The organism is Brevundimonas sp. GW821-FHT10A07, assembly GCF_059415785.1.
Map to the genome: position 1 here is coordinate 40,166 of NZ_JBWKNX010000024.1, position 11,712 is coordinate 51,877.

An 11,712-nucleotide genomic window follows, 5' to 3' on the forward strand; every position below is an offset into this window, starting at 1 on the left:
GAGTCTACAGGAATTGTCCGAAACAATCCCCTAATTTTCAATAATGTCCGCACAAGTCGCTTAACAAACATTCTCTTAAGGTGCCAGACCATCCGAAATTGTCCGCACAGCTCTCTTAAAACGCCGCATCGTCCGCACGGCCCACTTAGCGGACTTCACCGCGATCCACTGCACCCACGCCCGCGGCGAGCGCCCTGCCCCGCAAAACCTGCTCCGCCGCGCCAGAACCCGAAATCAATCTGATCGACGAGGCAAACTTTTGCGCCACCGGGGAGGATTGGCCGGGGCTTCAGGCTCCCGCTCACGCCGCCTTGTCAGGGAAACCGACCTTCATAGTTCGGCTGAAATCAGACGCGGCCTGAGCTGTCGAACCCGATCATCTCAAACCTCGGCGCGCACATCGGCCGCAGGCAGACTCAGATTGACGCGCAGGCCGCCCAGACCTGAGCGCGCATAATCCATTCGCCAACCCTGGGCCCGGGCGCAGGCCTCGGCGATCGAGAGCCCCAGCCCATGGCCGCCCGGACGGGCGTTGGCGGCGCGGAAAAAGCGATGACCGAGGTTGGCCAGATCGTCCGGGGCGACGCCGGGACCGTCGTCCTCGACAATCAGCCGCGCGAACGGTTCCCCCGTCTCCACCCGCACATCCACGCGGGCAGCGGCGTAGGCAGCAGCGTTGGACAATAGATTGCCGAGGATGACCGACAGCGGATAAGGCCCGGCATGCAGACTCACCGGCCCAGGCTCATGAATCTCGATACCGGCATGGTCGCCGGCCCGGTGGAGAAGCTCCGGCCAGACGTCGTTGAGCGCGATCCAGCGGCGGTCCTCAACGGTCGATAACAGCGCCTCGCTGCGTGACATCTCCAGCAACTGGCGGACCAGTCGCGCTGTACGATCGACCGAGGCGGTCATCTGCGCCAGGGCAGCGTCGCGCACGGTCTTGTCAGTAGCGGAAGCGGCGATCTGGGCCTGGACACGCAGACCGGCCAAGGGGGTGCGCAGTTCATGCGCCGCCGCGGAAATGAACTGTGACTCGCGCTTTCGCGCCGCGCCCAGACGCCCGATCAGACCGTTCAAGGCGTCGGTGAAGGGCTTGAGTTCGGTCGCGGCTTCGGGCGTCATGACGGGCGACAGATCATTGGCCTCGCGGGCGGCGATGACGCGGGTGACTGCCCGGATCGGGGCGAGGCCGCGCCCCACCGACATCCAGATCAGGCCAGCCATGGCAAGAAGGCCGAGGCCGGCAGGGGCAATCAGACCGGTGATGACGCTCTGCACCAGATGATCGCGCATGCCGAGATTGTCGCCGACCAGGACACGAACGCCCGCCTCGCGGTTCTCGACGGCGTAGACGCGCCAGCGCTCCCCCTCGATCGTCGTCTCGGAGAATCCCGACGCGTGGGTCGTCAGGCGGCGGCCCGGGGCCCCGTCCGAGCGACCGATCAGCGCGCCGTCCAGGGACCAAATCTGACAGGATAATTGCCGATCATAGGACTCCCGGCGCGTTGTGGAATTCAGTGGGCCGGTCGACGGGATGCGAGCTACCTCACCGCTGGACAGCAGGGAGGAGACCATGCGTGAGGCCTCGATCAGACGGGCGTCGAGGACGCGCTCAACCTCGTGCTGCGTACGGACATAGACCCAGCCCGCCGCAACGCTCCACACGACCGTGGAGACCAGGGCGAGGATGACGAACAGTCTGAGGCGTATCGAACTCATTGCAGTGTGTATCCCAGGCCGCGCAGGGTCCGGATCAGTCCCGCGCCCAGCTTGGCGCGCAGATGGTGGATATGCACCTCAACGGCATTGCTGCCGATATCTTCCTGCCAGCCATAGAGCCGCTCTTCGAGCTGGGCGCGCGACAACACCTGGCCCGGACGCTCGATCAGGGCCTCGAGGATCGTGAACTCACGCCGCGAGAGGAGCAGGTCACGGTCGCCCAGCCAGGCGAGACGCGCCTTGGGATCGAGCACGAGGTCTCCGTGTTTCAGGGTCACGGTCGCCCGCCCGAGGACCCGGCGTCGGACCGCTCGCAGCCGCGCCGCCAGCTCGTCCAGATCGAACGGCTTGCCCAGATAGTCATCGGCACCCGCATCCAAGGCGTCGACGCGATCGGGAGTCGAGTCGCGGGCGGTCAGGAGCAGCACGGCTACCGCCATTTCGCGTGTTCGGACAAACCGCAGAACTTCAAGACCGTCGCCGTCCGGCAGGCCGAGATCAAGTACCAGGGCGTCGAAGCTGTGACACTCCAGGGCAGCCAGGGCATCCTGAACCGTCCCGGCGACATCGACCGTCCAGCCATAGGCGGTCAGACCGACCTGCAGGCCGTTGGCGAGAATGGGGTCGTCTTCGACGGCAAGAATGCGCATGGCGATCGTGTCGGCCTCCAGGCTTAAGTCTGACTTAAGCTGCGATGGCGATCGACGCCGAATGAAAAAGCGCTTCGCCTTCGCTCCCGGTTTGCTGCTGGCCCTCGCCCTGATGGTCGCGGCGCTGGGGGGTGCTGTGCCCGCCACGGCCCAGGCACCCCTGTCTCCGCAGGACGCCTTTGACCTCTCGGTTACCCGAACCCAGGCCGGAGATGTGTCCTTCGCCTGGCGCATCGCGCCCGGACACTATCTGTACCGGGGGCATACCGTGGCCACAGCGGCGGACGGCAAGACGGCGCTTGCCCTCGACCTGGCTCCGGGCAAGCAAAAGGATGATCCTGGTTTCGGCGTCGTCGAAATCTGGCGCGGAGCCGGCCAGGCGACCCTGACCCAGGCGACGCTTGGCGGGGCCGGTTCTCCCCGAACGATCAACATCACCTACCAGGGCTGCGTCGAGGATTCGATCTGCTATCCGCCGGTTACCGAGGCGGTGGTCCTGCCGGCTCAGTTGGAAGGCCGCGCGGTGCCCTCCCAGGCCCTCACGACCCGCGCCCCGTCGGACGAAGTCGCGGCGAGTGCCAGCACCCTTGCCATCGCCGCCGCCGAGACGTCGTTTGTCGATAGCCCCGGCGTCGCCGCGGTTCCGACCCCGGCCGGCTCCGGGATTGGCGAGGTGCTGCTCCAGTCGGGCGGCGGAATGGTGGAATCGCTGTCGCTGCGTGGCGGCGCGGCCTGGGTGATCCTCGCCTTCTTCGGCTTCGGAATCCTGCTGGCGTTCACGCCCTGCGTCTTCCCCATGTATCCCATCCTGGCCGGCGTGATCGGCCGCGGCGTTGAAGGTCGCGACCCCCGGCGGGGCTTCGTCCTGTCCGGATCCTATGTTCTTGGGCTGGCGTTCGCCTTCGCCCTTCTGGGCATGGCCGCGGCCTGGTCGGGGCAGAATTTGCAGATGGCCCTGCAGTCGGTCTGGGCGGTCGGCGCGCTGTCGCTAGTCTTCGTCGTTCTGGCCGCGTCGATGTTCGGCCTGTTCGAGCTTCAGCTGCCCTCGGCCTGGACCTCGCGGCTGTCGGTGGACCGCAGCACCGGCCGGCGTTCGGCCCCATCGGCGGCGGGCATGGGTTTCGTATCGGCCCTGATCGTCGGCCCCTGCGTAACCGCGCCGCTGGCCGGAGCGCTGCTCTACATCGCTCGAACCGGCGACCTCGCTCTGGGGGCCGGTGCTCTGTTCGCCCTGGGTCTGGGCAAGGGGGTACCTCTCATCATATTTGGCACCATGGGCGCGCGGTTTCTGCCCAAGGCCGGTCCGTGGATGAACCGCGTCAAGGCCGTCTTCGGCTTCCTGTTTCTGGCGACCGCGTGGTGGCTGGGATCACGCATCCTGCCGCCGGGCGCGACCCTGGTGATCGGTGCGGCGCTGCTGCTGATGGCGGCCGTGGCCCTGGGCCTGTTCCGGCGCGAACCGGCGCAGGGGCCCGGCGCGCAGATGGCGCGCGTCGCGGCTCTGGCGATGACCGTCTGGGGCGTGATGCTCCTGGTGGGCGCGGGCGCGGGGGCGACGGACCCCCTGCAACCGCTCGCGCCATTCGGCGGGGTGCGCGGGACGGCCGTGTCCCCGGGCTATTCCGAAACCGTGGTGACAGACGAGACCGCGCTCAGGCAGGCGATCGCCGAGGCGACCGAGGCAGGGCGACCGTCGCTGGTCTATTTCACGGCGGACTGGTGCGTCAGCTGCAAGGTCATCGAGCGCGAGGTGTTCAATGACCCCGAAGTCCAGGCGCGACTGAGCGAGGTGGCGCTGATCAAGGTGGATGTCACAAGGACGGACGCCGAGGCGCGGTCACTGATGGAGACCTTCGCCGTGGTCGGGCCGCCGACAATGATCTTCCTCGACTCCCAAGCGCGCGAGCCCGCCGGTACGCGGATCGTCGGTGAGACCGGCGCTAGGGGCGTGCTCGACGCCCTCGCCCTCACACGAGGGGGCTGAGATGGGCGCGATTGTCCTCGGACCCCTCGTCCTGTCCGCTGAACGGTTCGCCATCCTTCTCGGCGTGGCGACCTTCATGATCGTGTCAGGAGTTCTCGCGAGTCGCGTGAGCGGACGGTTCAATCCCTGGAGCACGGTGGTGGTGCTGGGCGGCCTGGCGGTGGCCCGCCTGGCGCATGTCATCGGTCACTGGGCTTATTTCGAAGGCGATCTGCCGCGCATTCTGGCGATCTGGCAGGGCGGATTTGACTGGCCATGGGCTCTGGTCGTGGTGGCGATCGCCAGCCCGTACGTTCTCCGGCAGCGCCGCCTGATGATGTACGCCCTCGCGCCGGTGATCGCTGCGATCTTTGTCTGGAATGTCGCCTACCAACTGACGGTCAAGACCGACGCCCGCCCGATGCCGGCGTTGACCCTGTCCCGGCTCGACGGCGCGCCATTGGACCTCGCTCAAAGTGACGGCCGGCCGACCGTCATCAACGTCTGGGCAACGTGGTGCCCCCCGTGTCGCCGCGAAATGCCCGTCCTGGCGGCCGCCGAGGCGGCCCATCCGGAAGTGCGGTTCCTGTTCGTCAACCAGGGCGAAGGCCCGGAAACCGTCAGCCGGTTCCTCAATGCCCAGGAACTGGCGTTGAACACGGTGCTGCTCGACGAGACCATGGCCGTGCCCAGGCACTACGGGACCGTTGGAATCCCGGTGACCCTGTTCGTTGGGCCTGACGGGACCCTGCGAAAATCCCACATGGGCGAGATTTCGCCCGAACAGATCGACGCCGAACTGAGGGCCATCGCCCGATGACGGCTCTTTTGCTTTCAACACCCCCGGAGAAGAAAATGCTCAACACCCATCACATCGTCGCCACCGTCGTTGGTGCCGTGGCCCTGGCCGCCTGCAACCCCGCAGGGGCCGGAAATCCCCCGCCTGAATCAGCGCCCTCGGCTGCCCAGGACGGTGCCCTCATCACCAGCGTCGGCTTCGCGGATCTGCTGCGGGATCCGGCAGCGCCTTTCATCGGCGCGGAGAAGGCTGACGTCACCATCATCGGCTTCATGGACTACAACTGTCCCTACTGCCGGCAGATGAACCCCGAACTGGCGGCCCTGCTCGAGGCGGATTCCAAGGTCCGCATCCTCTACAAGGACTGGCCGATCTTCGGCGCGCCGTCGACGGCGGCGGCGCGGACCGCACTCGCAGCGGCCTACCAGGGTAAGTATGAGGCCGTTCACAACGCCTTCATGCGCTCGGCTGATCGCATTGCCAGCGAGGATGATGTTCGGGCCCTGGCCGAATCCGCCGGCGTCGACATGGCCCGGCTTGAGCGGGACCTCCAGACCCACCGGGCCGACATCGATGGCGTGCTGGACAGAAACAAACGCGAGGCGTCCGCGTTGGCGCTTCAAGGCACGCCGGCGTTCATCATCAACGGCAACCTGATCCCCGGAGGCATGCCGCTGGCGGAACTCCAGGCGGTGATCGCCCGCATCCGCGGGGGCGAGCCGCTCCGTTGACCGAAGAAGGACGTTCATGGCCCGACTGACCCTGCTGCAGCTCAACGACCTGCACGGCTATCTTGAGCCGCACCCGGAACTGGTGCGGACTGGTGGTGGCTGGCGGTTCGAGCAGCTGGGCGGGCTGGCGCGTATCGCTTCAATCTTCGCGGAGGCCCGCGTCGAGGCCAAGGGCGCGGCCCTGACCCTGGACAATGGCGACACCTTCCACGGGTCCTACGTCGCCCTGCAGTCAAAGGGGGAGGCTCTGGTTCCCCTGATGAATGCCCTGAAGATCGACGCCATGACCGCGCACTGGGAGTTCGCCTATGGACCAGCGGGGTTCGCCACCCTGGCGGCGCAATTGGACTATCCGGTGCTGGCCGCCAACGTCTTTCGCAAGGCAGACGGGGCTCCGGCCTTCGAGGGTCGGCGCGTGTTCGAACGGGGCGGCCTGAACGTCGGCGTCATCGGCCTGGCCTGCCCGATCGTCGACAAGACCATGCCGCCCAGCTTCAGCGAGGGACTGCGCTTTGAAATCGGCGTCGAGGATTGCCGGCATCACGTCACGGCATTGCGGGACGAGGGCGTCGATTTGGTAGTGGTCTTGTCGCACCTGGGCTTCCCCCAGGACGTGCAGCTTGCCGGAGACGTCGACGGCATCGACGTCATCGTCAGCGGCCACACCCACAACCGCATGCATGAACCCGCCCTGGTCAATGGCGCGATCATCTTTCAGTCGGGCTGTCACGGAGCCTTCGTCGGGCGGCTTGATCTTGAGGTCGAGGCGGGGCGTGTGGTCAGCCATCGCCACGCCCTGATCCCGGTCGACGACCATTGGCCCGAAGATCCGGAGATGACGGGACTGGTCGACGCCGTCATGGCACCGCATCGGGCCCTGCTGTCTGAAGTGGTCGGTCGCACGATCGTCCCGCTGCACCGCTACGCCATGCCCAGTGCGCCCATGGACGACGTTCTGCTCGACGCCATCGCCGCGGCTGCCGACGTCGAGATCGCCTTTTCAAACGGCTGGCGCTACGGCGCGCCGATGGCACCGGGCCCGGTAACCCTCAACGATCTCTACAATATCATTCCGATGAACCCGCCCGTCTCCCGCGTCGACCTGACCGGGGCCGAGATCCGCCAGATGCTGGAAGACAATCTGGAGCGCACCTTCGCCGCCGACGCCTATGAGCAGATGGGTGGCTATATCAAACGCTGTCGGGGCCTGACGGCCTTCGTGAAGATCGAGAACCCGAAGGGCGAACGCGTCGATCGCCTGTTCGTCGGTGACGAACCGGTCGATCCCGAGCGCGTCTACCCCTGCGCCTTCGTCACCACCCAGGGCGTGCCCAAACGATTTGGAACGGCCCGGCGCGATCTGCCGGTCGACGCCATCACCGCTCTGCGCCGCTGGCTTTCGACGAATCTCGTGGGTGATCGTCCGCGACCCGAAAGCATCGTCGTCGTCTGACGGGGATGTGCAGATTTTGCTGCATCCTTTCGCCGTCCTCAAAAGTTATCGCGCCTGACGGCAACGACCCGGCGGAGGAGTCTTGATGCAGCACTTTACCCACGGCGGGGCCCAGGTCGCGGCCCTTCACGACGAGAAAACCGGCAGCTGGCAGTATGTCGTCAGCGATCCGGACACGGGAGCCGCGGCGATCATCGATCCGGTATGGGACTTTGACGAGAAGGCCGCCGCCACCTCGACCAGAAATGCAGACGCCCTGCTGGATCACGTCCGGGACGCCGGGCTCAAGGTCGAGTGGATCCTCGACACCCATCCCCACGCCGACCATTTCTCCGCCGCGCCCTATCTCAAGGAGAAGTTGGGGGTGCCGACGGCGATCGGCGACATGGTCACCGGCGTGCAGGCGCTGTGGAAGGACATCTACGGGCTCGACGATGACTTCCCGACCGACGGTCGCCAGTGGGACCGGTTGTTCAAGGCGGGCGACACCTTCAAGGTCGGCGGGCTCGAGGGCCGGGTGATGTTCTCGCCCGGGCACACCATGGCCTCCATCACCTATGTCATCGGGGCCAACGCCTTCGTCCACGACACCCTGATGATGCCCTATGCCGGCACCTCCCGCGCGGACTTCCCCGGCGGCGACTCTCACGCTCTCTATCGCAGCATCCAGGAAATCCTCGCCCTGCCCGACGAGACGGGCGTGTTCGTGGGACATGACTACGGCCCGGACGGGCGCGAACCAGCCTGTTTCAGCACCGTGCGGGAGCAGAAGACCGATAACATCCACGTCGGCGGTGGCGTGTCGGAAGCCGATTTCGTGGCGCTGCGGGACAAGCGCGACGCTACCCTGCCGCTGCCGAAATTGATGCTCCATGCGCTGCAGGTGAACATCCGCGGCGGCCGCCTGCCTGAACCTGAAGCCAACGGGGTGAGTTATCTTCGGGTGCCGCTGAACGCGATGTCATGACCCCGGAACCCATTTCCTTCGTCTGGCCGCTCGCGGGGGGCCTGCTGGTTGGTCTGTCGGCCGCGCTCTACCTGCTGCTGAACGGGCGGGTCAGCGGCATCTCAGGCCTGACCGCCGCGGCGACCGGCCTGGCCAAGGGCGCGCCGCGCAACTTGAGCCTGGGGTTCATCGCCGGCCTGCTCGGCGGCGCGGCCCTGGCCTCGGCGCTGATCCGGCGGCCTGAGGTGCAGATCACCTCGGAGCTCTGGCTGCTGGTCGCGGGCGGACTGATCGTCGGCTTCGGCACCCGCTGGGGCTCGGGCTGCACCAGTGGTCACGGCGTCTGCGGCCTGGCCCGTCTGTCGCCGCGCTCCATCGTCGCCACCGGCGTCTTCATGACCGTCGCGGCGCTGACCGTCTTCGTCACCCGCCACCTGATGGGAGGCTTGGGATGAGGGCCCTGATCGTCGCCGTCGGCTGCGGCCTGCTGTTTGGCGCCGGCATGGTGGTCTCCGACATGATCAATCCGGCGCGGGTTCTGGCCTTCCTCGACGTGACCGGGGCCTGGGATCCGTCGCTGGCCTTCGTCATGGGCGGGGCGCTGATCCCCTCGTCGATCGCCTATCTGATCCGCCGCCGGCTCGACGAGCCGGTCGCGGCCGACGCCTTCCATGTGCCCGACAGTCGCCGGATCGACCGGGCGTTGGTCGGCGGGGCGGTGATGTTCGGCCTTGGCTGGGGTCTGGTCGGCCTGTGCCCCGGCCCCGCGCTGGCGGCCCTGACCACCGGGGCCTGGCAGGCCTTCGCCTTTGTCGCCGCCATGATCGCCGGGATGGCGCTCTTTCGCCTGACGCTCGACCGCAACTGTTGAACCAGAAAAGGGACCCAAACACATGGATAGCCGCCCTCTCGACGACCGACTTTCGGCCTCGCCGCAACTCAGTCCCGACGACCTGACCGCCGTCGCTGAGGCCGGTTTCAAGGCGGTCATATCGAACCGACCCGACGATGAGGCCCCGGATCAGCCCTCGGCTGCCGAGATGAGGGCAGCGGCCGAGGCAGCCGGGCTGGCGTTCGCCCACCTGCCCGTCGTCGGCGGGTCGATCAGCGACGAGGATGTCGCCGCCTTCCGCAAGACGCTGGAGGATCTGCCGCAACCCGTGCTGGGCTTCTGCCGCAGCGGTGCCCGCACCACCACGATGTGGGCTCTGGCGCTGGCGGGGGAGCGTCCGGCAGATGACCTGATCAGCTGCGCTCGCGCCGCCGGCTACGACCTCAGCGGCCTGCAACCGCGCCTGCAGGGTAAATAGGGTGGACCCGATCCCGACGCTCAGCCTGGTGCAGTACCTCCTCGGTGCCGGCGCGGGATCGGTGGTCGGGTTTTCCCTCGGTCTGGTCGGCGGCGGTGGCTCGATCCTGGCGGTGCCGCTGATCGTCTATCTGGTCGGGGTCAAGGATCCGCATCTGGCTATCGGCACGAGCGCCTTCGCCGTGGCCGCAAACGCCTTCGCCAACCTGCTGAACCATGCCCGCCACGGCACTGTGAACTGGAAGGTCGCGGGCCTGTTCGCCCTAGCCGGCGTCGTCGGCGCGGCGCTGGGTTCGACCTTCGGCAAGGCCTTCGACGGCGAGCGGCTTCTGGCCCTGTTCGCCATCCTCATGCTCGTGGTCGGGGGTCTGATGTTGCGTGACCGCAAGGGCGGCGGCGACGCGACCGTGACCCTCAATCCTCGGAACGCTACCAAGCTGGTGGGAACGGGCGCGGCGACCGGCGTCCTGTCCGGCTTCTTCGGCATCGGCGGCGGCTTCCTGATCGTCCCCAGCCTGATGTACTCGACCGGCATGCCGATCTATTCCGCGGTCGGATCCTCGTTGGTCGGCGTCACCGCCTTCGGCCTGACGACGTCGCTGAACTACGCGTTGTCGGGCTGGGTAGACTGGGCGCTGGCCGGGGCGTTCATCGCCGGCGGCGTGGTGGGGGGGCTGCTCGGGGCCCGGCTGGCCAAGACGCTGTCAGGCCGCAAAGGCGCGCTCAACACGGTCTTCGCGGCCCTGATTTTCGTCGTGGCTATCTACATGCTCTACCGCAGCGTCGGCTCACTGGCGGGGGGCTAGGCCGCGCCTGTCCCTGCCCATCAGGCGCTACATCGCCCCCATTCCGCCGCTGAACTGCGCCGGCCCCCTTCTTACCCGTTGTCCCAACCTGTTCGGAGCCCCCATGACCCGATTGTTCGTTGCCGCCGTCAGCGCCGTCTCCCTTCTGATCGTCGGTCTAGGCCCGGTCCGTGCGCAGACGCCGGATCGCCCGGTACCTGGTTATGGTGCCCATACCGCCTTGCCGGACGCTGGCGAACAGCCGGACCCGACAAGGGTCTATGAAGTCATTTTCGACGTTTCCATCGGGGGCAGCGAGGGTCAGCCCTCGCGCGGGCTCGATCGCGTTGCCCGCTTCATCAACATTCTCGCCGCCAGCGGTGTCGATTCCGAACACCGCCGGATCGTGGCAGTCGTTCATGGCGCGGCGACCACCGCGGTCATGTCGGACGAAGCTTGGGCAAAACGGCATGACGGTAACGCCAATCCCAGTTCGACCCTGGTCACGCAGCTGATTGCCGCCGGGGTCGACTTGCGAATCTGTGGCCAGGCGATGACGGGCAACGGGATCGATCCGAGCGAGCTCACTTCCGGCGTGAGTGTGGATCTCGCCGCGCTGATGACGACGGTCCACTTTCAGCAGCGAGGCTATGTTCTGGTCGTGAACTAGCGCCGCGCTGGCCCCGGGGACCGCGCACCGTTCCGCTGGTGGGTTCGCTGGGCCTGATTGGAGTCGACCCCAATGAAGCGGCTAGAATCCGAAATCGATCTGTTCTGTGGAAGTCTTTTGCTTGCGGCGGCGCGGAGCCGTGTTCGCCCGTGGTGTGGCGGGATGGGCGACGTTCGGTGCCGGGTCCTTGTCAGCCTGGCGGCGGGGCGCACGACCCGTCTGGATCAGCTTCGGTGCCCGGGGTCGGGCCAACGGCTTGGGATGCGGCAGGCCCCGGACCGTCCGGGTCGCCTTCCATGCGGTCAGCTCGCTTTCCCACCAGCCCACCCGGTTGGGGGAGATGCGCACGGGTTCGGGAAAATCCCCGACCTGCTGCAGGCGCCATGCGGTCGACCGGCTGAGGCCGGTGACGTCCCGGACCCGATCCCACGGCAAAAGCCGGTCCTCCGGCCCGCCCGTCTCGATCGGTTCGCCTTCGGGTTCAAACGTCATGACACGCCTCCAAACATCTGGTCAGCAAACGCTTCGAAGACGGTGCAAAGCGTTCGAGCGTCGACCGCGGCATCGACGCAATCGCGCCTCGCCCATCGCCGGGCCACCGCCTTGACTGTCAATCGGCGTCTAAAAGGGACCCCCTATCGGCGTGCAATAGGGACCCCCTTTTGAGGTTCGGGATGGACGTCA

At 66.9% G+C, this 11,712-nt stretch carries 13 protein-coding genes; 10 read left to right on the plus strand and 3 right to left on the minus strand.

The window, feature by feature from the left end; genetic code table 11:
* Nucleotides 1–381: 381 nt before the first annotated feature.
* Nucleotides 382–1,722, minus strand: coding sequence for an ATP-binding protein (locus AC07NC_RS16535; protein ID WP_494570183.1), 1,341 nt, complete (start codon nt 1,720–1,722; stop codon nt 382–384).
* On the minus strand, nt 1,719–2,372 hold the full coding sequence (locus AC07NC_RS16540) for a response regulator (RefSeq protein ID WP_494570184.1): 654 nt from the start codon (nt 2,370–2,372) through the stop codon (nt 1,719–1,721). Before AC07NC_RS16540 ends, AC07NC_RS16535 begins: the two co-directional genes overlap by 4 nt.
* 61 nt (nt 2,373–2,433) lie before the next feature.
* Between AC07NC_RS16540 and dsbD the strand changes: the two genes are divergently transcribed.
* The 10 genes from dsbD (at nt 2,434) to AC07NC_RS16590 (ending at nt 11,028) form a co-directional block, all read left to right on the plus strand.
* On the plus strand, nt 2,434–4,356 hold the full coding sequence (gene dsbD, locus AC07NC_RS16545) for a protein-disulfide reductase DsbD (protein WP_494570185.1): 1,923 nt from the start codon (nt 2,434–2,436) through the stop codon (nt 4,354–4,356).
* 1 nt (nt 4,357) lies between these two features.
* A complete protein-coding gene (locus tag AC07NC_RS16550; protein ID WP_494570186.1) occupies nt 4,358–5,155 on the plus strand; it encodes a redoxin family protein in 798 nt (265 codons plus the stop codon).
* 35 nt (nt 5,156–5,190) lie between these two features.
* Entirely contained in the window at nt 5,191–5,865 is a 675-nt protein-coding gene (locus AC07NC_RS16555; RefSeq protein WP_494570187.1) for a DsbA family protein, read from the plus strand.
* Nucleotides 5,866–5,881: 16 nt separating this feature from the next.
* Complete coding sequence (locus tag AC07NC_RS16560; protein WP_494570188.1) at nt 5,882–7,318, plus strand: bifunctional metallophosphatase/5'-nucleotidase; 1,437 nt, start codon at nt 5,882–5,884, stop codon at nt 7,316–7,318.
* Between the two features lie 85 nt (nt 7,319–7,403).
* Entirely contained in the window at nt 7,404–8,285 is an 882-nt protein-coding gene (locus AC07NC_RS16565; RefSeq protein WP_494570189.1) for an MBL fold metallo-hydrolase, read from the plus strand.
* Nucleotides 8,282–8,719, plus strand: a complete 438-nt coding sequence (locus tag AC07NC_RS16570; protein WP_494570190.1) for a YeeE/YedE family protein — start codon at nt 8,282–8,284, stop codon at nt 8,717–8,719. The genes AC07NC_RS16565 and AC07NC_RS16570 overlap by 4 nt, the downstream gene beginning before the upstream one ends.
* Nucleotides 8,716–9,135 (plus strand): DUF6691 family protein, encoded by a 420-nt coding sequence (locus AC07NC_RS16575; RefSeq protein WP_494570191.1) that lies wholly within the window; start codon nt 8,716–8,718, stop codon nt 9,133–9,135. The genes AC07NC_RS16570 and AC07NC_RS16575 overlap by 4 nt, the downstream gene beginning before the upstream one ends.
* Before the next feature lie 22 nt (nt 9,136–9,157).
* Entirely contained in the window at nt 9,158–9,574 is a 417-nt protein-coding gene (locus tag AC07NC_RS16580) for a protein tyrosine phosphatase family protein (RefSeq protein WP_494570192.1), read from the plus strand.
* A gap of 1 nt (nt 9,575) precedes the next feature.
* On the plus strand, nt 9,576–10,379 hold the full coding sequence (locus AC07NC_RS16585) for a sulfite exporter TauE/SafE family protein (RefSeq protein WP_494570193.1): 804 nt from the start codon (nt 9,576–9,578) through the stop codon (nt 10,377–10,379).
* Nucleotides 10,380–10,482: 103 nt separating this feature from the next.
* Nucleotides 10,483–11,028: a DsrE family protein gene (locus tag AC07NC_RS16590; protein ID WP_494570194.1), complete on the plus strand. Its 546-nt coding sequence runs from the start codon at nt 10,483–10,485 to the stop codon at nt 11,026–11,028.
* Between the two features lie 81 nt (nt 11,029–11,109).
* Here AC07NC_RS16590 and AC07NC_RS16595 read toward each other — a convergent pair whose 3' ends face one another.
* A complete protein-coding gene (locus AC07NC_RS16595) occupies nt 11,110–11,520 on the minus strand; it encodes a helix-turn-helix transcriptional regulator (RefSeq protein WP_494570195.1) in 411 nt (136 codons plus the stop codon).
* Nucleotides 11,521–11,712 lie beyond the last annotated feature (192 nt).